22 protein-coding genes are annotated in these 20,560 nt (G+C 70.3%); 14 read left to right on the top strand and 8 right to left on the bottom strand.

Annotated elements, in window-relative coordinates:
• Positions 1–117: 117 nt before the first annotated feature.
• Positions 118–750, top strand: coding sequence for a GNAT family N-acetyltransferase (locus AC4D2O_RS16170; protein WP_490908374.1), 633 nt, complete (start codon positions 118–120; stop codon positions 748–750).
• Between the two features lie 91 nt (positions 751–841).
• Here AC4D2O_RS16170 and AC4D2O_RS16165 read toward each other — a convergent pair whose 3' ends face one another.
• Entirely contained in the window at positions 842–1,843 is a 1,002-nt protein-coding gene (locus AC4D2O_RS16165; protein ID WP_490908373.1) for an NADP-dependent oxidoreductase, read from the bottom strand.
• A gap of 134 nt (positions 1,844–1,977) precedes the next feature.
• On the opposite strand from AC4D2O_RS16165, the gene AC4D2O_RS16160 reads away from it, so the two are divergent.
• Both AC4D2O_RS16160 and AC4D2O_RS16155 read left to right on the top strand, forming a co-directional pair.
• Entirely contained in the window at positions 1,978–2,520 is a 543-nt protein-coding gene (locus AC4D2O_RS16160) for an acyl-CoA thioesterase (RefSeq protein ID WP_490908372.1), read from the top strand.
• 46 nt (positions 2,521–2,566) lie between these two features.
• A complete protein-coding gene (locus AC4D2O_RS16155) occupies positions 2,567–2,782 on the top strand; it encodes an AsnC family protein (protein ID WP_490908371.1) in 216 nt (71 codons plus the stop codon).
• 70 nt (positions 2,783–2,852) lie between these two features.
• Here the strand turns inward: AC4D2O_RS16155 and AC4D2O_RS16150 are convergent, their stop codons facing one another.
• Positions 2,853–4,178 (bottom strand): APC family permease, encoded by a 1,326-nt coding sequence (locus AC4D2O_RS16150; RefSeq protein WP_490908370.1) that lies wholly within the window; start codon positions 4,176–4,178, stop codon positions 2,853–2,855.
• 178 nt (positions 4,179–4,356) lie between these two features.
• Between AC4D2O_RS16150 and AC4D2O_RS16145 the strand changes: the two genes are divergently transcribed.
• From AC4D2O_RS16145 to AC4D2O_RS16120, 6 genes are all read left to right on the top strand, one after another.
• Positions 4,357–5,745, top strand: a complete 1,389-nt coding sequence (locus tag AC4D2O_RS16145) for an OFA family MFS transporter (protein ID WP_490908369.1) — start codon at positions 4,357–4,359, stop codon at positions 5,743–5,745.
• 1 nt (position 5,746) lies between these two features.
• Complete coding sequence (locus AC4D2O_RS16140) at positions 5,747–5,851, top strand: MFS transporter small subunit (protein WP_490908368.1); 105 nt, start codon at positions 5,747–5,749, stop codon at positions 5,849–5,851.
• Positions 5,852–5,950: 99 nt separating this feature from the next.
• On the top strand, positions 5,951–6,787 hold the full coding sequence (locus AC4D2O_RS16135) for an alpha/beta fold hydrolase (protein WP_490908367.1): 837 nt from the start codon (positions 5,951–5,953) through the stop codon (positions 6,785–6,787).
• Positions 6,780–7,400 carry a TetR/AcrR family transcriptional regulator gene (locus tag AC4D2O_RS16130; RefSeq protein ID WP_490908366.1) on the top strand — a complete coding sequence of 207 codons (621 nt, stop codon included), beginning with the start codon at positions 6,780–6,782 and terminating at the stop codon, positions 7,398–7,400. Before AC4D2O_RS16135 ends, AC4D2O_RS16130 begins: the two co-directional genes overlap by 8 nt.
• Positions 7,397–8,434 carry an MBL fold metallo-hydrolase gene (locus AC4D2O_RS16125; protein WP_490908365.1) on the top strand — a complete coding sequence of 346 codons (1,038 nt, stop codon included), beginning with the start codon at positions 7,397–7,399 and terminating at the stop codon, positions 8,432–8,434. Before AC4D2O_RS16130 ends, AC4D2O_RS16125 begins: the two co-directional genes overlap by 4 nt.
• Before the next feature lie 69 nt (positions 8,435–8,503).
• Positions 8,504–8,977, top strand: a complete 474-nt coding sequence (locus AC4D2O_RS16120; RefSeq protein WP_490908364.1) for a MarR family winged helix-turn-helix transcriptional regulator — start codon at positions 8,504–8,506, stop codon at positions 8,975–8,977.
• Positions 8,978–8,981: 4 nt separating this feature from the next.
• Here the strand turns inward: AC4D2O_RS16120 and AC4D2O_RS16115 are convergent, their stop codons facing one another.
• The gene (locus AC4D2O_RS16115) at positions 8,982–9,296 is read right to left on the bottom strand and encodes a hypothetical protein (protein WP_490908363.1); all 315 of its coding nucleotides are present in this window, start codon (positions 9,294–9,296) and stop codon (positions 8,982–8,984) included.
• A 182-nt stretch (positions 9,297–9,478) separates the two neighbouring features.
• On the opposite strand from AC4D2O_RS16115, the gene malQ reads away from it, so the two are divergent.
• Positions 9,479–11,647: a 4-alpha-glucanotransferase gene (gene malQ, locus AC4D2O_RS16110; protein WP_490908362.1), complete on the top strand. Its 2,169-nt coding sequence runs from the start codon at positions 9,479–9,481 to the stop codon at positions 11,645–11,647.
• A 55-nt stretch (positions 11,648–11,702) separates the two neighbouring features.
• Positions 11,703–12,668 (top strand): NAD(P)/FAD-dependent oxidoreductase, encoded by a 966-nt coding sequence (locus AC4D2O_RS16105; RefSeq protein ID WP_490908361.1) that lies wholly within the window; start codon positions 11,703–11,705, stop codon positions 12,666–12,668.
• A gap of 103 nt (positions 12,669–12,771) precedes the next feature.
• On the opposite strand, the gene AC4D2O_RS16100 is transcribed toward AC4D2O_RS16105, so the two are convergent.
• The gene (locus AC4D2O_RS16100) at positions 12,772–13,218 is read right to left on the bottom strand and encodes a YtxH domain-containing protein (protein WP_490908360.1); all 447 of its coding nucleotides are present in this window, start codon (positions 13,216–13,218) and stop codon (positions 12,772–12,774) included.
• A gap of 99 nt (positions 13,219–13,317) precedes the next feature.
• Positions 13,318–13,569 carry a hypothetical protein gene (locus tag AC4D2O_RS16095; protein ID WP_490908359.1) on the bottom strand — a complete coding sequence of 84 codons (252 nt, stop codon included), beginning with the start codon at positions 13,567–13,569 and terminating at the stop codon, positions 13,318–13,320.
• Positions 13,570–13,771: 202 nt separating this feature from the next.
• On the opposite strand from AC4D2O_RS16095, the gene AC4D2O_RS16090 reads away from it, so the two are divergent.
• Both AC4D2O_RS16090 and AC4D2O_RS16085 read left to right on the top strand, forming a co-directional pair.
• On the top strand, positions 13,772–14,572 hold the full coding sequence (locus AC4D2O_RS16090; RefSeq protein ID WP_490908358.1) for a DNA-formamidopyrimidine glycosylase family protein: 801 nt from the start codon (positions 13,772–13,774) through the stop codon (positions 14,570–14,572).
• A gap of 163 nt (positions 14,573–14,735) precedes the next feature.
• Positions 14,736–15,407, top strand: coding sequence for a peroxiredoxin-like family protein (locus AC4D2O_RS16085; RefSeq protein WP_490908357.1), 672 nt, complete (start codon positions 14,736–14,738; stop codon positions 15,405–15,407).
• 4 nt (positions 15,408–15,411) lie between these two features.
• Here the strand turns inward: AC4D2O_RS16085 and AC4D2O_RS16080 are convergent, their stop codons facing one another.
• The 3 genes from AC4D2O_RS16080 to AC4D2O_RS16070 all read right to left on the bottom strand — a co-directional run bounded on the left by AC4D2O_RS16080 (position 15,412) and on the right by AC4D2O_RS16070 (position 18,290).
• Positions 15,412–16,353, bottom strand: a complete 942-nt coding sequence (locus AC4D2O_RS16080) for a glycoside hydrolase family 26 protein (protein WP_490908356.1) — start codon at positions 16,351–16,353, stop codon at positions 15,412–15,414.
• 48 nt (positions 16,354–16,401) lie between these two features.
• Positions 16,402–17,616 (bottom strand): ROK family protein, encoded by a 1,215-nt coding sequence (locus AC4D2O_RS16075; RefSeq protein ID WP_490908355.1) that lies wholly within the window; start codon positions 17,614–17,616, stop codon positions 16,402–16,404.
• A 74-nt stretch (positions 17,617–17,690) separates the two neighbouring features.
• On the bottom strand, positions 17,691–18,290 hold the full coding sequence (locus AC4D2O_RS16070) for an SGNH/GDSL hydrolase family protein (RefSeq protein ID WP_490908354.1): 600 nt from the start codon (positions 18,288–18,290) through the stop codon (positions 17,691–17,693).
• A 74-nt stretch (positions 18,291–18,364) separates the two neighbouring features.
• On the opposite strand from AC4D2O_RS16070, the gene AC4D2O_RS16065 reads away from it, so the two are divergent.
• Entirely contained in the window at positions 18,365–20,494 is a 2,130-nt protein-coding gene (locus AC4D2O_RS16065) for an alpha-galactosidase (protein ID WP_490908353.1), read from the top strand.
• The last annotated feature ends 66 nt before the right edge of the window (positions 20,495–20,560 follow it).

The raw sequence follows: 20,560 nt of genomic DNA, 5'->3' as shown, positions 1-20,560 counted from the left end.
GAAACGCTTCGGCGGACATATAGTAAGGCTACTTAATTTCCCATCGGGAAAGAATGCGCCTATAGTTTCGACAAGGGCCTAGCAGCGGGCCATTGAACCACCATCGTGGAGCTGACCATGGAAACAACCTCTTTCGTCGATTACCGTCCCCAGTCCGCGCAGCCGACCGACGTGGACCAGGCGGGGTGGGGTGCCATTCCCCGGATCTCGCCCAGCCCTCTCGCTCGCACGGAGGACGCGGAATTCCCCGAGGACCTGTCTGTCGTCTCGACACGCCAGCTGCGCGTCCTGTGCAACCAGACCTACCGCCTGCTCGATCGGGATTTCCCGCCGATGGAGGCAGTGCACCACTACGAACTGCTGGTCGAGGAGATCGAGCGGCGCGAGGTGCAGGCGGAGATCCGTTCCGCTCCCGTGAGGACCCGCAGCGGATTCCGCGACAACTCCCTGTTCGCCCGCTTCGAGCTGTTCAGCGACGGCACGATGGTCGGGCACGTGAAGTACGAGATGAAGGGTTCGCACGCGGTCCTGATCCAGTCCGTCGTGGACCCGCGCTTCGACGCCGTCGACGTCGAGCCGGCCCTCATCCGCCAGGTCCTGCTCAACGCCCACAAGCGCCGCATCGCCGTGGTCCCCTACTGCCCGCGCGTCCGCGAGTTCCTCACGGAGTTCCCGCAGTACCGTGCGCTCCTTCCGGTGGACCAGCGCAGGCGACTCGAAGCGACACTGCGCGCAGTGGAGGCCCACTAGCCGGCACCTGGCGGCGCCGTCGGGAATCGCCGTCCTGCAGGGGCCGCCGCCGGTCCGACCGGTAGCGGCCCCTGCTGCGGGTGCGGAGCGGTCAGGGGCGCACGAGCATCTTGCCGGTGTTCGCGCCGTTCATCATGTCCAAAAAGGCGTGGACGGCGTTCCCGATGCCGTCGACGACCGTCTCGTCGAACACCACGCTCCCGTCGGCGAGCCAACCCGTCATCCTCTCCGCGAACTCGCCCTGCAGGTCCTGGTGCTGGCCGACGATGAATCCCTCGAGCTTCAGGGAGTTCTTCACGAGGTTGGCCAGGTTGTCGGGGCCCGGGGTGCGCTCCGTGGCGTTGTACTGGGAGATGGCGCCGCAGAGTGCGGCACGGCCGCCGCGATTGAGCCGGTCCAGGGCCGCCTCGAGGTGATCCCCGCCCACGTTGTCGAAGTAGACGTCGATGCCGTCGGGTGTGACGCTCCGCAGCTGCTTCCGGACGGGAGCGTCCTTGTAGTTGAACGCGTCGTCGTACCCGTACTTCTCCTTGAGGAGTGCCACCTTCTCGTCCGACCCGGCCGAGCCGATGACCCGTGATGCGCCGAGCTTGCGGGCCACCTGTCCCGCGATGGAGCCGACGGCACCGGCTGCTCCGGAGATGAAGACGATCTCCCCCTCCTTCAGCCCGGCCACGCGCTTCAGTCCGGCGTACGCGGTGAGCCCGGTCATGCCGGCGGCGCCGAGGAAGACCGACAGGGGCAGGTCCGTCTCCGGGAGGGCGGAGAAGTGGTCGGCGGGTCCCTGCGCGAGATCGCGCCAGCCGAAGCTGTGGAGGACCGCGCTGCCCACGGGAAGGGCGTCGGAGGTCGACTCCACGACCCTGCCCACCGCACCTCCCGTCATGGTCTCGCCCAGCTCGAACGGCGGGATGTAGGACTTGGAGTCGCTCATCCGGCCACGCATGTAGGGGTCGACGGACACGTACTCGTTGCGGACGCGCACCTCGTTGGTCCCGAGCGCGGCGAGTTCCACCTCCACCGTGGCGAAGTCCTCGACGGTGGGAACGCCGACGGGGCGCGAGACGAGCTGGATCTGGGTGCTGGTGGTCATGACTGCTCCTGGTGCTGGATCGATTCCTCGTGGATTGTGTCCTGCCCACCACAACGGTTGAAACGGAGGGGATATTCCGTTTCGACCCCCGAGGATCCGCCGACGTCCATGTTACCGATGAGTAATATAGCGGCATGCACCTGATCTTCCGCACGATGCTGCAACTGTTCGTCTCCGGCAGGCGACCCGCCCTCGGTATCTGGGATTCCGGCAGCATCCCGCTGCGCGTCCTCCTGACGGACATCGACATCGCGATGCACATGAACAACGGCATGTACTTCTCGGTGTTCGACCTCGGGCGTTTCGACCTCATGGTCCGCAGTGGTGTCTGGCGGATGATGCGTGCCCACCGATGGAGTCCCGTCGCGGCGGGAGAGACGATCAGCTTCCGCAAGTCGCTCCAGCTCGGCCAGCGGTACTCCGTCGAGACCCGTATTCTCGGCCTCGACGAGCGCGCCATCTACTTCGAGCAGCGTGCCGTGTCCGACGGCGAGATCTACGCCCGCGCCGTGATCGCCACGCGACTCGTCTCCGGTGAAGGTCCGGTCAGCAATGAGGACATCATCTCGGCCTTCGGTGCGCCGCCCGAGGGTCTCGTGCTGCCCGAGTGGATCCATGAGTGGCGCCTCAACAACACGCTTCCGAGTACGCGCAGGCCCGCACCGCATTCCTGGTGAGCGCGCACCCTTGCCTCGACCGCGCTTCGTCAACTAATGTTGACGCATGGAGGTGGAGCGCATGAAGACACTCGTCGGCTCGATGGACGGGAAGGGGCCCGCGGAATCGCTGCGGGCGATCGCCGAGCTGCACCGGGAGGTGGGCAGGGCGGAGGCCGGCCTCGTGCGCGGTGCGCGCCAGGCCGGGCTGTCGTGGGAGGCCATCGCCCAGAGCCTGGGCGTGAGCAAGCAGGCGGTGCACCGCAAGTACGGCAAGCGGTAGGAGCGCCGGGACACGACAGGGGGAGCGGCCCGCCTCCCCCTGTCCTGTCGTGTCCTGTGCCGGCCGCGCGTTACCGGGCGGTCTTCGTCGTCCGGCCGCGGATCAGGTGCTGGATCCCGTAGAGGGCGAGCCCGAGGGCCAGGAGGATCCCGGCGCGGAGCCAGATCTCGCCGGTCTGCTGCGTGAGCAGCAGGAGGCAGGACGCGATCGCGAGGTACGGGAAGATGGCCGGGATGCGGAAATGTGGATGGTCCACCGTGTCCTTCCGCAGGACGATCACTGCGATGTTGGTGCTGAGGAACACGAACAGCAGGAGCAGGACGACCGTCTGCGAGAGCGACTCGAGCCCGCCCGTGAGCGTCAGCGCCATGGCCACGAGGGTGGTGGCGATGATCGCGACCCAGGGGGTGCGGCGGTTGGGGAGCACGCGGGCGAACACCGACGGGAACAGCCCCTGCTCCGCCATCCCGTAGGTCAGACGGCTGGACATGATCATGGTGAGCAGGGCGCCGTTGGCGACGGCGATGAGGGCCACGAGGCTGAAGAGCCAGGGAGGGATCCCCGCGCCGGTCGCCGCGACGACGTCGAGCAGGGGTGAGCTCGAGCCGGCGAGCTGCTCGGGGGCGAGCGCCGCGGAGGACGCGAGGCCGATCAGGAGGTACACCACGCCGGCCGTCAGGAGGGCGCCGAAGAGGGCGCGGGGGTAGACGCGGCTCACGTCCTTGACCTCCTCGGCGACGTTCGCCGACACCTCGAAGCCGACGAAGGAGTAGTAGGCGATCAGGGCTGCGGACAGCGTCGCCGACGCCGCGCCCACGCCGGGCGGGAACTCGGTGACGCGGGAGATGTCGCCGTTGCCGCCGCCCACGAAGATGCCGACGACGACGATGACCAGTACCAGGCCGGACACCTCGATGACGGTCATGACCACGTTGCTGCGGACCGATTCCTTGATGCCGCGCATGTTCAGCAGGGCCAGCAGGACGAGGAACACCAGTGCCGCGGGCACGGCCGGGACGTCGATGAAGGTGGTGAGGTACCCGCCGGCGAAGGCCTGGGCGAGACCCGCCGCGCTCGTCACGCCGGCGGCGAGCATGCAGAACCCGACGAGGAACGAGATGAGCGGCTTCCTGAACGCGCGTTCGGCGAAGACGGCGGCACCACCGGCCTTCGGGTACTTCGTGACGAGTTCGGCGTACGAGCCGGCGGTCAGCAGGGCCAGGGCCAGGGCCACCAGGAGGGGAACCCAGATGGCACCGCCCACCTGCTCGGAGATCACGCCGACGAGCGCGTAGACGCCCGCGCCCAGGACGTCGCCGAGGATGAAGAGGTACAGCAGCGGCCCCGAGATGCCGCGCTTCAATCTGGTGTCGGGAACCTGCTCAGTGGTGGCCATAGGGGTCATTCTAGGCGAGAACACTAAGCCTGCTGGCTATTCGGGTCCGGCCCCTACCACTCGGCGCGCCAGGAACGCCACCTGCCGCGGAAGAGTGTCCGACCGGTGTGATCCAAAGCATACTTGCCTGTATCAACCATGGCCGGGATCGGCCGATCATGCTATGGAGAGGGCATCGATGAGCTGGCTGGACCGCGAGAACACCATCGCACCACCGGGATACAACCGCTGGCTCATCCCGCCGGCAGCGCTCGCCGTCCACCTGTGCATCGGTCAGGCGTATGCCACCAGCGTGTACAAGACCGCGCTGACGGCCCACTTCGACGCCACCCTCACCCAGATCGGCATCATCTTCTCGATCGCGATCGTGATGCTGGGCCTGTCCGCGGCCGTGCTCGGCACCTGGGTGGACCGCAACGGCCCCCGCAAGGCGATGGCCGCCTCCGCCGTGTTCTGGACCTCGGGCTTCCTCGTCGGCGCGCTCGGCATCTTCACCGACCAGTTGTGGCTCGTCTACATCGGGTACGGCTTCATCGGCGGGATCGGCCTCGGCATCGGCTACATCTCGCCGGTGTCCACGCTGATCAAGTGGTTCCCCGACCGCCCCGGCCTCGCCACCGGCATGGCCATCATGGGCTTCGGTGGCGGTGCCCTCATCGCCAGCCCGCTGTCCACGCAGCTGCTGCGCATGTACGACCCGAACTCCGGGGCCGAGGGCTGGGTGGCCAGCGGCGATGCCGTCGGGAAGCTGTTCCTCACGCTCGCCGTCGTCTACTTCGTCTACATGATGTTCGGCGCCCTCACCATCAAGGTGCCGGCCGACGGCTGGAAGCCCGAGGGCTTCGACCCCTCGCAGCTGAAGTCCAAACCGCTCGTCACCACCGACAACGTGTCCGCCGCCAATGCGATCAGGACCCGCCAGTTCTGGCTCGTCTGGGTCGTCCTGTTCTGCAACGTCACGGCCGGCATCGGCATCCTCGAGCAGGCGTCCCCGATGATCCAGGACTTCTTCCGCGGCGCGGACGGCACCACGGCGGTGACCGTCGCCATTGCCGGCGGGTTCGTGGGCCTGCTCTCGATCGGCAACATGGGCGGGCGATTCGTGTGGTCCACGACGTCGGACATCATCGGGCGCAAGCGCATCTACATGGTGTACCTCGGCGGGGGCGCCGCTCTCTACCTGGTACTGGCGCTGGCCGGATCCTCGACGACGCTCCTGTTCGTCGTCCTGGCCTTCGTGATCATCTCCTTCTACGGCGGCGGGTTCGCCACCGTCCCCGCCTACCTGCGCGACCTGTTCGGGACGTACCAGGTCGGTGCGATCCACGGCCGGCTGCTCACCGCGTGGTCTGCCGCCGGCATCGCAGGTCCACTGATCGTCAATGCGTTCCTCGACGCCCAGGGCACGCCGGGCGAGCTGACCGCCGGCGCCTACCAGCCCGCGCTGCTCACCATGGTGGGACTGCTGATCGTCGGCTTCATCGCCAACCTGCTCATCAAGCCCGTCGACCCCCGCTTCCACGAGCCGGTCAAGGGCGCACAGCGCGAATCCGTGAAGGAGGCCTGACATGACCGGAGTTCGCATCGCCGTCGCCTGGGCACTTGTAGGAGTGCCCCTCGCCTACGGTATCTTCCAGACCCTGACCCGCGTCGCGGCCCTGTTCGGCGGCTGAGCCGGGCGGGTCGGGCCGGGCCGGGCCGGGCCGGAGCGCCGAGGGGAAGGGGTACATATGGCTATTTACTATAGCCATATGGAGATACATACTAGCTACATGACCTCCCCCTCCGCCCCCGCCCCCGCCCCTACGACCCGATACCTCGCCCGCCCCGACGGACGCGTCGCGTACGACCTCCGGGGCTCCGGCCCGCTCCTCGTCCTCGTGCCCGGGATGGGGGAACTGCGCTCGTCGTACCGCTTCCTGGCGCCGGCGCTCGTCGCGGCCGGTTACTCGGTCGCCAGCAGCGATCTCCGCGGGCACGGTGACAGCGATACCACCTTCTCCGCCTACGGTGACGTCGAGACGGCAGGCGACATCCGGGCGCTGATCGCCCACCTCGGGGGGCCGGCGGTCGTCGTCGGCAACTCCATGGCCGCCGGAGCGGCGGTCATCGTCGCCGCCGACCATCCCGACCTGATCGACGGACTGGTGCTGGTCGGCCCGTTCGTGCGGAACCCGCCCACGAATGCCGTCGTCCGCGGGATGTTCCGCGCCATGATGGCCCCGGCGTGGATCGCGACCGTATGGAAGGCCTACATGCCCACCCTCTACGCCGGCCGCAAGCCCGATGACTTCCAGGAGTATCGGAAGGCGGTCGTGGCGAGCCTCAGGCGCAAGCCCTACGGCAGGGCGTTCTCGTTCACCACCCGGCAGACCGACCACGATCCCGTCGAGGCCAAGCTCGGTGCGGTGACCGCCCGCACGATGGTGATCATGGGTGAGAAGGACCCCGACTTCAAGGACCCCGCTGCCGAGGCCCGCTTCGTCGGCGACGCCCTTCGGGCGGAGGTCGTCATGGTCGCCGAGGCCGGCCACTACCCCCAGGCCCAGCAGCCCGACGTGACCGCGGACGCCGTCCTGCGCTTCCTCAGGACCGTGCAGCATGCCTAGGGCCGGTCTCTCCCGCGACCGGGTGGTGGAGGAAGCGGAACTGATGGTCGACGAGGTGGGCCTCCACCGGTTGACGCTCGCGGCCCTGGCCGGACGGCTCGGCATCCGCCAGCCCTCGCTCTACAAGCACATCGACTCGATCGCGGGACTGCACCGCGACATCTCGGTCCGCGCGAAGCGCGACCTCGGCGGGGTCCTGGCCCGCGCCGCGGTCGGCCGCTCCGGCGCGGCCGCCATCCACGCCATGTCCCATGCCTACCGGGACTGGGCGCGGGAGCACCCCGCCCGCTACGAATCCTCGCAGCGGCCGCCCTCACCGGGCGACCTCGAGGACGAGGCCGTGTCGCTCGCAGGTATCCAGGTCATCGCCGACGTCCTCTCCGGGTACGACCTGGCGGGCGACGACGCCGTCGACGCGATCCGGGCCTTCCGCTCCTCCCTGCACGGCTTCGTCCTCCTCGAGACCACGGGATCGTTCGCCATGAGCGCGGACATCGACCGCAGTTTCGAACGCCTCGTCCACGGTTTCACCGTCGCCCTCACGCAGTGGACCGACCCGACCGGCCCGGAAGCCGTCCCGACACCCGATCGGCGAGGAACGGCTACCCCATGAGCGAAGATGACCACCCGGGCCCGCACCCCACGAGCACCCAGCAGATGGACGCGGTCGAGCGGGGCGAGCTCCCCCCACTGGACCGGGTACGCGACGACGTCTGGGCCCTGGCTCAACCCATGCCCGGCGGCCACCTCGCCTACTCCTTCACCTATCTGCTGCGGGGCACGGACGGCGGCGTCCACGTCGTCGACCCCGGCTGGGATTCCGACGACAACTGGAGCCGCCTCACCACGGCCCTCGCGGAGATCGCCCCCGCCGCGCCCGGGAACGGCACATCCCGGACCGGCGCCGTCACCGGCATCACGGGCACGCACCTCCATCCGGACCACGTGGGCATGGCCGCCCGCCTGCGGGCCGCATCCGGCGCGCCGCTCGCGATGCACGCGCTGGAGCGCCGGGCGCTCGAGCGGCGCAGCGTCCGCCGCGTCGATACCGCCGCGCACCTCGGACGCCTGGCGGACTGGGGTGTACCGGAGGAGCGCCGCGGGGAGCTGGCCCAGGACGTGGACCGGTCACCCGAGGGGCTGGTGCTCGCCGTCGATCGGGAGCTCGACGACGGGGACCTCCTGCCCGTTCCCGGCTTCCGGGTCACCGTGATGTCCACTCCCGGCCATACCGCCGGGCACCTCTGCCTGCGTGACGACGACCGCGGCCTCCTCTTCACCGGCGACCACGTGCTGCCGACGGTGTTCCCCGGCCTCGGACTCGGGGGAGCGACGCCGTCGAACCCGCTGGCCGACTACCTCGCGTCCGTGGAGCGGATCCTGCCCTATGGCCGGTACGAGGCGGCACCCGGGCACGGCTACCGGTTCACGGGCCTCCGCCGGCGGGCCATCCGGTGCGCCGGGCACCAGCTGGAGCGCGCCCGGGAGGTGGCCGCCGTCATCGAGGAGGAGCCGACCGTGTGGGGCATCGCCTCGCGCCTGACCTGGACCGCGGGCTGGGACGGTCTGCACGGGTTCCAGCTGCTCTCCGCGCTGTCCCAGACCGAGATGCACCGGGATTTCGTCCGCCGGCACGGGCCGCCCTGAGCCTCGACATCTTCGAACTTTTCCGGCCAGGACCTCCCTGAGTGCCTCCGGCATCTATACGCTTCCTCCATGGACGCAGCAGCAGATACGGACGGGGTGGACTTCGACCGCGCCATCGAGGTGCTGGAGGAGCAGACGAGCGTGCTGTGGCGCCGCGAACGGACCACGTCCCACGCGCTCGCCAAGAACGTGCACCCGGAGATGGAGCCGGCAGCCTACGGCGTCCTGACCCTGCTGCAGCGGGAGGGGTCGCTGCGGGCCACCGACATCGCCACGAGCATCGGGGTGGGCAAGCCGTCGGTGAGCCGCCAGCTCGGCGCGCTGGAACGGCTCGGCCTGGTCAGCCGCCAGCTCGACCCGTCGGACGCCCGCTCCCAGCGTGTCCTGCTGACCGCCCGGGGGCAGCAGCAGCTGGCCGCCGCCCAGGCGGGCCGCCGCACGGCCTTCACCGCGCTGATGCGCAGCTGGGACAGGGGCGACGTCGAGACGCTCGGACTGCTGATCGCCCGGCTGAACAGCGCCTACAAGAAGGACACCTGGTAGCGGATCAGCCCTCGGTCCACCCCGCCCCTTCGCGGAAGACCCCCACGCGCTGCCCCGAGCCGGCATCGAGGGAGTCGGCGGGATCATCGAACAGTTCACCGGCGTCCGCCTTGCTGTGCCGGAGGAGCTGCTCGGCCTCGACCCGCGCGTCCTCGACCGTTCCGGCGGCGATCCGGCTGCGTGCGGGCAGCGTGTCGAGATGCACCACCCGCTCGGCGGTCTCACCCAGCGGGATCGTGACGCCGTCACCATCGTCGTCGAGCGGCACGTCCGCCCCGCCGCTCTCCGCAGGGACGATGTACTCCAGGAAATAGGCCATGTCCCACGGTCGCACCGTGGTCCGTGCCGCTGCCAGCCGGCCCTCCCGGGCGCGCGCAGGCTTGCCGGACCCTCCCCGGACTGGTATCCGCGGCGGGCACGGGGTCCGGCCGGTGCCGTCAAATCGGCGGAGGCGGTGCGGGGCGGATGCACCGGCTGCTCCCGCGCGCCTAGATTGGAGCCATGGCAGATACGACGCAGCATGAAGAAGACGCCCCGGTGGCGTCCACACCCCTCGAGCAACTCGCCGACGCCCACCGGGTGGGCACCACCTTCAAGGGGTGGGACGGCCGGCCGGCGCGCGTCACGCCGGAGACGCTCGTCACCGTCCTCGCCGCGCTCGGCGTCGACGCCTCGTCCGACGCCGCGATCGGGCAGGCGCTGACGGACGTCGAGGACGGCCCGTGGCGCTCGGTGCTCCCCGCCGTCGTCGTGGTGCGTCGGAGCGATATCGACCCGGTGGTCCTGCACGTGCCGGTGGGCGCCGAGGTGGAGTTCTGGGCCGTCGACGAGGACGGGGTCCACTACACCGGCACCGTCGGCGACGCGACAGGGGGCCGGACGGTCGACGGGCAGGCCCTCGAACAGCGCGAGGGCACACTGCCGCACGCCCTGCCGCTCGGCTGGCACACCCTCCACGCAAGGGTGGACGGGCGGGAGACCTCCTCCACCTTCGTGGTCACGCCGGACCGGCTGAGCACGACGGCGGCGCTCAGGAAGCACCGCACGTGGGGCCTCATGGCGCAGCTCTACTCCGTCCGCTCCTCCGAGTCGTGGGGCATCGGGGACCTCTCCGACCTCGGACGGCTGGCCCGGGCCGCAGCGGCACACGGCGGCGGTTTCGTCCTGGTCAACCCCCTGCATGCCGCCGAGCCCGTGCCTCCCGTGGAACCATCCCCGTACCTGCCCACCACGCGGCGCTACTTCCATCCCCTCTACCTGCGTATCGAGGACATCCCCGAGTACGCGAGGCTCGACGACGCCGCCCGGGCGAGGATCAGCGCCCTCGCCGCCGGATTCGCCGCGGCGAACACCGCCACGGACCTGCTCGACCGCGACTCCTCCTACACCGCGAAGCTCGAGGCACTGGAACTCGTCTTCGCCCACCCGCGCCCCGAGCAGCGCCAGCACGATTTCGACGCGTACCGCGCACACCAGGGGCAGGGCCTTGCCGACTTCGCCCTCTGGTCCGCGCTCGCCGAGACCTACCCTCCGGGCGCGCCGGAGTGGGACGACGTCGGCCGGCCGGGATCGGCGAGCGCGCGGGAGTACGCGGAGCGCCACGCCGCCCGGATCGAGTTCCACGAGTGGCTGCAGTGGCTCCTCGACGAGCAGCTGCAGGAGGCCCAGCTCGAGGCCACGGGTGCGGGGATGCGGATCGGCGTGGTGCACGACCTCGCCGTGGGCGTCCATCCGAGCGGCGCCGACGCGTGGTCGCTGCAGGACGTGCTCGCGTCGGGCATCAGCGTGGGTGCGCCGCCGGACATGTTCAACCAGCACGGTCAGGACTGGAGCCAGCCGCCGTGGCACCCCGAGCGCCTCGCAGCGTCCGGGTACGCGGCGTTCCGCGACATGCTCCGCAACATCCTCCGCCATGCGGGCGGCATCCGGGTGGACCACATTTTGGGCCTGTTCCGTCTCTGGTGGATCCCGCAGGGCGCGGCGCCGGGCGCCGGAGCGTACGTCTACTACGACCACAGGGCGCTGATCGGCATCCTGGTGCTGGAGGCCGAGCGGGCCGGGGCGGTCGTGGTGGGCGAGGACCTCGGCGTCTTCGAGCCCGGCGTGCAGGAGTACCTCGGCGAGCGAGGCGTCTTCGGCACCTCGATCCTCTGGTTCGAGCAGGACGAGGACGGCCCCCGGCCGCCCGAGGCCTACCGCGAGGGCTGCCTGACCACGGTGACGGTGCACGACCTCCCGCCGAGCGCGGGCTACCTCGCCGGCGAGCACGTGGCGCTGCGCGAGAAGCTCGGGCTGCTCAGCCGCCCCGTGGCGGAGGAACAGGCCGAGGACCGCGCCGTGCAGGAGAAGTTCCTCGCGCTCCTGCGGCAGCGCGGCTTCCTGGAGGGCGCGTCTCCGGACGTCCGGCAGACCGTCGAGGCGCTCCATGCCTTCATAGCGCAGACCCCCTCGGTGTTGCTGGGCGTGGCACTCGCCGACGCCGTCGGTGAACGCCGCACCCAGAACCAGCCGGGCACCAACGACGAGTACCCCAACTGGCGCATCCCCCTCGCCGACGCCGACGGCAAGGCGGTCCTCGTCGAGGACCTCGCCGGGAACGAGCGGTTCGCCTCGCTCGTCGCGTCGCTGGGTGTCCCGGCGGACGGGGAGGTCGCAGAGCCAGTCACCTGATGGCAAGCACAATCTGATGCCGCGGGCCGTCCGCGCTGCATGATCGGATGGAAGGATGGACAGGCTGGGAACGTACGACGTCGTCATCGTGGGTGGAGGGGTGTCCGGACTGAGTGCCGCACTCGTCCTCGGGCGGGCCAGGCGGAGTGTTCTGGTGGTCGATGCGGGAACGCCGCGCAACGCCCCGGCCGGGGCTGCCTACGGATTCATCACGCGGGACGGGGCGGCACCCGATCAACTCGTCGCGCTGGGGCGGCAGGACCTCGCGCCGTACGGTGTGGGGTTCCTCGAGGGCACCGCCGAGGGCGCCCGGAAGGTCCGGGAGGCGTGGTCCGTCACCACCTCGGACGGCGTATCGGCCGAGGGGCGGCACCTCGTGCTCGCCACGGGGCTGCGTGACGTCCTCCCCGAGGTCGCGGGTGCGCGGGAGGCGTGGGGCCGCGGCCTGCTGCAGTGTCCGTACTGCCACGGCTGGGAGGTCAGGGACCAGCCTCTCGGTGTCCTGGGATCCTCGTCGAGCTCGCTCCACCAGGCGTTGCTGGTGCGGCAGTGGTCCGAGGACGTCACCTTCTTCCCCCACACCCTCGACCCCCTGACGGAGGACGACGAGCGGCGCCTGCGTTCTCGCGGTGTGAGGATCGCCGAGGGGCGCGTCGAGGCCCTCGTGCTGGCGGACGGGGACGACGGCGCGCCGCGGGCCCTGCGCGGCGTCCGGCTGGAGGACGGTTCCGTCCACCCCTGTTCGGCGGTCTTCTGCGAGCCCGGGTCCGACGCCGGTCTACCACTGATCGACGCACTGGGGTGCGCCCTGCGCGACGACGGCTGCGTGGTCACCGACGACATCGGGCGCACCTCGGTGGAGGGGGTCTGGGCCGTCGGCAACGCGGCGGACCCGGCCGCGCAGCTGGCACCCGCCGCGGGAGACGCCTACCGGACCGCCGTCGCCATCAACGCCCTGCTCGTCGAGGCCGACTGCGCCGCGTGCCTCGACGCGGAGGAAGCAGTGAGCGAGGGCGTCTGACACCCGTCGGCGTCGGACCTGCATCGGTGTCGGACCTGCATCGGTGTCGGACATGCAGCAGGGGAGGTCCGCGCGAGCGGGCCTCCCCTGATGTGCGGAGGTACTACCCCTTCAGGTCGGGGCGTGTGTCCCCGTCCTGCGCCTCGAACGGGGTGTCCTCGACGTGTCGCGGGTCACCACCGCTCGGGCCGGTGGTACCCGGGGTCCCTGCAGCACCTGCCGTTCCGGTGTCCATGACGGTGACCACCGGTGGGACGTCGAGGGGGAGGTCCCCACTCGCGCCGATGTCCTTGCCCGGGGCGCCCGGATCCTTCGCGCCGTCCCCGGAGTCCGAACCGCCCTTCTTCAGCACGCCCTTGAGGGAGTCCTGGACCGAGGGTGCCTTGCTCTTGAGGGTGTCGGTGGTCGACGACACCTTCTCCTGCACCTTCGGGTCGTTCCACAGCTTCTGCGCCTTCGACCGGAGCTGCTCGTAACTCTCCCGACCGGCCCGCGTGCCGAGGACGTAACCGGCAGCCATGCCCGCCGCGAATACGAGTTTGTTCTTCATGCCCTTCTCCCTTCGATGGATTGCATTGCCTTCGAATCTAGACCACAGCAGGGACGGGAGCGAGGGGAGTTTTCCGCATCGGGCGGCTCCCGGGGCAGGTCAGGACAATCGGCGCTCCGAGTCGGCGTTCCCGGCGGGGAGGGCTGCGGACCCGGACTGCTCGTCGCGCCGGTCCAGCTCCTCGGTGAGTTCCTCGTGCCGGAACTCGGTCTCCGGCGCGGTCTCGCCGTCGTGGGCGTACTCGTGGTCGAGTTCGCGGTGGATCCTGCTGTTCAGGACCTCGGCCTCGGGGAGGTCGAGTGCGGTGAGGTCTTCCGGGAAGTCCTCGGAGGGCGACAGTCTGGTGGTCATGGCGGCCTGTTCGGTGATTCGGAGTGGATGGTGGAACCGGGCCTGCTGGTGGACCACGCGCGCCGGGCAGTCCGGGCACGGGATCACAGTAGCCGCCGGTCGCAGGGAACGGAAGTCACGGCATCGTCGGCCGGCGGCGGCGGATGTGTCCGTGGCGGGAGTTAGTCTTCCTACCGGCAGAGCACCGACCGGAGGAGGCGCCATGCCCGAGGGTGACAGCGTCTTCCGCCTCGCCGTGCGCCTGCGGCGGTCGCTCGATGGCCGACCCCTCCGGCGCGGGGACCTGCGCGTCCCCGCGCATGCCACCGACGCCCTGGACGGACAGCGGGTGACACAGCACGTCACGCACGGAAAGCACCTGCTGACCAGGTTCGACGGTGGGCTCACCCTGCACACGCACCTGCGGATGCAGGGTTCCTGGACCGTCACGGGACCGGGCAGGAGGCTCCCGCACCGGCTGCTGCCGGAGGCGCGCGTGATCCTCGAGGTCGCCGACGGACCGACGGCGTACGGGCTGAACCTCCCCGTCGTCGACCTGCTGCCCACGCGCGCCGAGCACGACGTCGTCGGGCACCTCGGGCCGGACCCGCTACGGGACGACTGGTCCGCGGGTGAGGCGGTCCGGCGGCTCCGCCGCTCCCCGGGCGAACGCGTGGCCGCGGCCCTGCTGGACCAGCGCAATGTCGCCGGCTTCGGCAATCTCTGGGCGAACGAACTCTGCTTCCTGCGCGGCCTCCATCCCGACACGGCCATCGCCGACGTCGACGTCCCGGCCCTCGTGGCCCTCGGCGCGCGCTGCCTCCGCTTCTCCGCCACGCGGCCCGGCGCCCACCAGGTCACCACGGGGAACACACGCAGGGGCGAGCAGCACTGGGTGGCAGGCCGGGCCGGGAGGCCGTGCCTGCGGTGCGGGACCACAGTGCTCGTGCGGGCCGAGGTGCCCGGCGACCCGGGCCGTCGTCGCACCTGGTGGTGTCCGCGCTGCCAGCCGTCCTCCGGTTGACGGCGTCGCGGGTGGGGGCGCAGGCGAGGCGCGGGCGAGGCGCGGGTGCTGCGGGCGGGATCCGGCAGTGACGCCTGCCTGCTGGGCATTTGCTGTGAAGTGGACCACAATTGGTCCTGCCGCAGGTTTGAGGCTCCTGCGGCGGGTGTGTCGAGGGGAACAGATGAAGCAGAGAACGGCATTCACGGAGACCATCGCATCGCAGGTCGAGGAGTTCACGCCGACGTTCGAGGCGCAGGTCGGGCCGGAGCTGGCCGCGGTGTTCGCCCGCGAGCAGGAGGACCTGCGCCGGGCGGGCACGCCGCAGGGCATCGCCCGGGTCGGTGACCGGCTTCCCGATACCCACCTGTACGACGCGGAAGGGCACCGGACCGGGCTGGGGGAGGTGCTCGGGGCGGCGGCGGCGATCCTCATCTTCTACCGCGGCTCGTGGTGCCCCTACTGCAGTATCGCCCTGAAGACCTACCAGCGGGAGCTGCAGCCCGTCGTCGAGGCCTTCGGCACACGGCTCGTCGCGATCAGCCCGCAGGCGCCCCACCACTCGGTGAGGGCCGCCCGCGAGGCGGGGCTGTACGTCTCGATGTACTCGGACAAGGGCAATGCCCTGGCCGCGCAGCTGGGCATCGTCACGGTGCCGAGCCGTGAGTCGATCCGCGCGAGGGCGGCCCTCGGCATCGACGTGGCCGGTTGCAACATGGACCGCACCGCGGCGATCCCGTTCCCCACGGTGGTCGTCGCCGACGCCACCGGCACGATCCGTCTCATCGACGTGCGGGTCGACTACACCACGCGGACCGAGGCGTGCGACATCATCGACGCGCTCGTGGCGCTGTAGTCCTTCACGGGCCCGGGCGGTTCAGTACGCGCGGGCTGGTCATCAGGGCGCGGACGTCGTCCGCCGTGTTGTGCTCGGTGAGGAAGTCCGTCCACGTCATGTACCAGCTCCACAGGGGCTGCGCCTCCAGGATCGACGGCGTCGGAAGGACGCCCACCTCGCCCAGTGCCACCGGCCGTCCCTCGGCGAGCGCGACGAGCTCGTCGTAGCTCTCCTGCCCGTACATGTTCTCGTACACGTCGAACGCGAGGATGTCGACGACGTCGTGCCCCGGGTAGCAGTCGGCGTACGGAGCCACGTTCTCGCGGCGCGCATTCGCGTTCCACACCCAGAGGAGGTTGGTGAGCCCGTGCAGCTCGGTCAACCGGGTGTACAGCTGACGGTAGAGCGCCTCGTAACCCCCGGTACCCGGGCGTGTGCCCCACCAGAACCACTCACCGTTCATCTCGTGGTACGGCCGCCAGAGGACGGGGATCGCCGCATCGCGCAACTGCGCGAGGAACCCGGCGACCACGTCGACCTGCGCCTTCCAGCGTTCGTGGGTCGCCGTGCCGGGAGTGAGGAGATCCTGCCAGTCCTGGTCGGAGAGCCTCCCGTTGCAGATGCTGTCCTCGAACGTGACCGGTTCGTCCTCGGTGGGTCGGACCGCATGCCACATGAGGGTGATGACCGACCCTGCGGCGTGCTGGCGCTTCGCCTCGTCGATGATGCCCTGGCGGAAGTCGACCCCGTCCATGGTGCCGTCCGCGGCGAAGCCGAAGTCCTGTCCCCAGACCGCCGGGTAGGCGCCGCCGATCGACGCCGCCTGGTCGCTGTAGTCGGACATCTCGCGCGGCGTGTTGTGCTGCCCGGAGAGCGTCCTGCTGCCCTGCAGGGCGTAGATCCGTTCGAGCAGCCGTGCGGCTTCGGGTGAGGTGTGGGGTGCGACGGACAGGCGGGGTGGCATGGTCTTCTCCTCGGAGGAAGGCGTTGGTCCGGTGGTCCCGTCCGCCGGTCAGGCGAACGAGACGGAGCGGAGGGTGCGCGGCGACAACCGGTCCTGCAGCACCAGCGTCGCAGCGCCGAGGGCTGCGGCGTCGTTGCCGTTCACGGACAGGCGGACCTCCACGGGGTGGATCGCCCGCGCCATCGCCCGGCGAGCCAGGGCGTCGCTGATGATGTCCACATAGAACCCACCGGCCGTCGAGAAGGCGCTTCCCGCGAGGACGATGAGTTGGAGATCGAGGAGGTTCACCATTGAGATCACCGCACTCGCCACGTACTCGGCGGAATCCTGCATCAGGCGCAGCGCTGTCGCGTCCCCGTTCGTCGCGGCCGTCCCCACGGCGGCGAAGTCCTCCGAGATCACGCCCGTCAGGGGGATGGCGAGCTCCCCCCGCGCGGCGGCGTCGGCGGCCTGCGCCACGACGATCCTCGGGCTCGCGTACAGCTCCAGGCACCCGATGTTGCCGCAGGGGCACTGGAGTCCCCGGGCGTCGACCGTCACGTGGCCGATCTCGCCGACGTTGGAACTGACGCCCTGGTAGATGGTGCCGTCCATGACGATGCCGGAGCCGATGCCCGAGCCCATGTAGACGGAGGCGTAGCTCGAGTACCCCTCCGTGGCGCCGAGCCAGTACTCGCCGATGGCTGCCGCCGTGGCGTCGTTGTCGAACTCGCAGTGGAAGCCCGTGGTGGACGTCAGCGCGCGGCGGATGGGGAAGTCGCTCCAGGTCTCGAGGGACGGTGCGTTGCGGACCGTGCCCGTGGCGCGGTCGAGGGGCCCGGGCGTCGCGATGCCCATGCCCACGATGCTGCCGCGGTTGACGCCCGACTCGATGATCAGCGCCTCGATGTCCCTCGTCATCCGGCTGACCACGGTCAGGGGGGAGGTGTCGCCCGGGCCGTCGACGCGTCGCCGGCCCACCACATGGCCGCGGAGGTCCGCGATGATGTAGGTGATGTAGTCCTGACCGATATGGACGCCGACTCCGAGGCGCGAGGCCGGGTTGAGTTCGAGGAACATCCGGGGCTTGCCGCCCGTCGATTCGCCGCGGCCGGATTCGAGGATGATGTCCTCGGTCAGCAGAGTGCGCACGAGAGTGGAGATGGTGGCCTGGGTCAGGCCCGTCTTCTCGGCGAGTTCCACGCGACTGATAGGTCCGCTGGAGCGAATGAGGTCGATGACCTTCCCTCGGGAAGACTCGCGGCGGCGGGTCTTTTCGATCACGGTCAATGGTAGCCCCGAGGGTGGAGCAGTTGAAGGGGCAACCTTCTCTCCAGGAGGATTCCGGGGCGCGGCCGTCATGCCGCGTCCACGGCCCGGCGCCAGGCCGCCGCGATCTCCCGGTGGCCCTGCGCCGTGGGATGGACGCCGTCGTCGGCGAGACCGGCGGCTCCCGTGCGCTGCGCCAGATCGTTGAGGATGCCGTCCACGGGGACGATCACCGCGCCGAACTCCTCGGCGAGCAGGTGCACGGCGTCGATCCGCGGATCGAGGTCCTCGCGCCAGGACACCTGGTCCTGATGCACCGGTAGCACGAATGGTTCCTGCAGGACGATCCGCACATCGGGGGCGAGAGTGCCGAGCAGGCGGCGGTAGCGGTCCGTGAAGGCAGCGGGATCGGAGGCGATCCCGCTGTCGAAACGGCGCCAGGTGTCGTTGATGCCGATCATCACGGACACGGCGTCGGGCCGCACGGCGAGTACATCCGTCTCCCAGCGCCGCTCGAGGTCTTCGAGCCGGTCGCCGCCGACACCCGCGTTGAGGACCCGGCACCCCGACAGTGAGCCGGACGACGCGAGCTCGCGGACGTACCCGAAGCCCAGGTGGTCCGGGTCCTCGCGTCGGCCGCAGTCCGTGACGCTGTCACCGGCGAAAACAAGGCACCCCTCGAGGTTCACGGCGCTTCCTTCCATTGGTCACTATATTTAGTAGATTAACTTAGTACAGGTACACACCTCGGCGATAGGGACCCATGCCACGTCCGGAACCGACCATCCGACATCTCCAGGCAGGAGGCGTCAGCGTCGTCCTCGGCTGCCCGGTGGACCGCCTCCCCGAGGTGCTGTACTGGGGTGCCGCCCTCGGCGACCTGGGGCCGGAGGATCTCGCGGCCGTCGCCGCCCTCGGGGAACCCCTCCTCGAGAACACGACCGACCTCCCGGTCCGGCTGGGCGTCCTGCCCGAGCACGGCGCCGGCTGGATGGGGACGCCCGGGCTGTCCGGGCACCGGGGCGGGCAGGACTGGTCACCCCTCTTCACGGCCGTGCAGCACGACGTCGAGGGCAACCGGCTGCTGGTCCACGCCGAGGATCCGCTTACCCGGCTCGCCCTGGACTACACCCTGGAACTCCTGGCTTCCGGCCTGCTCCGGGCACGCGCCACGATCACCAACCGCGCTCCGGAGGACTACGAGCTGCAGGACCTCGTCGTCGTCCTCCCTCTCGCCCCCGAGGCCCACGAGATCCTCGATCTCGCGGGACGCTGGGCCAAGGAGCGCGTGCCGCAACGCCACCGCGTCACGGTGGGCACGTACCGGCGCGAGGTGCGGCGGGGCCGTACGGGCGCCGATTCACCGACCGTGCTGAGCGCGGGTGTCCCCGGCTTCGGTTTCCGGGACGGCGAGAACTGGGGAGTGCACGTCGCCTGGAGCGGCAACCACCAGTCCTTCGTGGAGCGGATGACGAGCGGGCGGACCGTGATCGGGGGCGGAGAACTCCTCCTGCCCGGCGAGGTGGTCCTCGCCGAGGGGGAGACCTACGCCTCGCCCTGGCTGTACGCCTCCTACGGCCGGGGGCTGGACGACCAGGCCGTGCGATTCCACCGGTGGCTGCGCTCGCGGCCGCAGCACCCGGCGTCCGACCGCCCCGTCACGCTCAACGTCTGGGAAGCCGTGTACTTCGACCACCGCCTCGAGCCGCTGCTCGAACTGGCGGAGCGCGCCGCCCGCGTGGGTGTGGAGCGCTACGTGCTCGACGACGGCTGGTTCCGGGGGCGCCGCGATGACTCCGCCGGGCTGGGTGACTGGTTCGAGGATCCGGAGGTGTGGCCCGAGGGCCTGCACCCGCTCGTGGACCGGGTGCGGGCGCTCGGCATGCAGTTCGGGCTCTGGTTCGAACCCGAGATGGTGAACCCCGACTCCGACCTGGCCCGGAACCACCCGGACTGGATCCTCCAGGTCAACGGCCGCCTGCCGCTCGAAGCCCGGAGGCAGCAGGTCCTCGACCTCACCGTCCCGGAGGCGTCCGCCTATCTCCTCGACCGCATCTCGGCCCTCGTCACCGACTACGGCCTGGAGTACCTCAAGTGGGACCACAACCGGGATCTCGTCGACGCCGGATCGGCCGCCACCGGGCGCCCCCGGGTCCACGGCCAGACCCACGCCGTCTATGCGCTCCTCGACGAGCTGCGCCGCCGGCACCCCGGACTCGAGATCGAATCCTGTTCCTCCGGCGGCGCCCGCGTGGACCTCGGCATCCTCGAGCGGACGGACAGGGTGTGGGCCAGCGACTGCATCGACCCGCTCGAGCGGCAGCAGATCCTCCGGTGGACCGCGCAGCTGCTCCCCGCCGAGCTCGTCGGCAGCCACATCGGCAGCGCCGTCTCCCACACCACGGGCCGGGCCTCCTCCCTGGACTTCCGGGCCATCACGGCCATGTTCGGGCACTTCGGCATCGAGTGGGACATCAACGGGCTCGACGACGGCGAACTCGCCGCCGTCGCCGGCTGGGTGGCTCTCCACAAGCGCTTCCGGTCACTGCTCCACTCCGGCACGACGGTGCGCGGTGATACCGCGCTCCGCGAGGTCGCGGTCACGGGGGTCGTCGCTGCGGACGCCTCGGAGGCCCTCTTCTCCCTCTCGCTGCTCGCCCGTCCGTCCACCTGGCCGCCCGGGCTCGTGAAGCTCCCGGGCCTCGACCTCGACGCCCGTTACGCCATCACGCAGGTCGGCGGTCCCGGGCCGTCCGGGCAGCCCTTCACGGCACCTGCCTGGCAGGGCGGGGACCTGGTGGTCAGCGGCCGCGTCCTCGGGTCGATTGGCCTCCAGGTGCCCCTGCTGCACCCCGAACAGGCCGTGCTCGTGCACCTCCGGGTGCTGCACTGAGGCACCTGCGGCTCACCGGGACGCCCGACCGGTGATCCCCGGGTGCAAGGATGGAAGGCCCCGACA

Source organism: Arthrobacter sp. TJ-238 (assembly GCF_058269215.1).
Note: the sequence above shows the minus strand (reverse complement) of the source record. Positions and strands in the feature narration are given on the sequence as shown.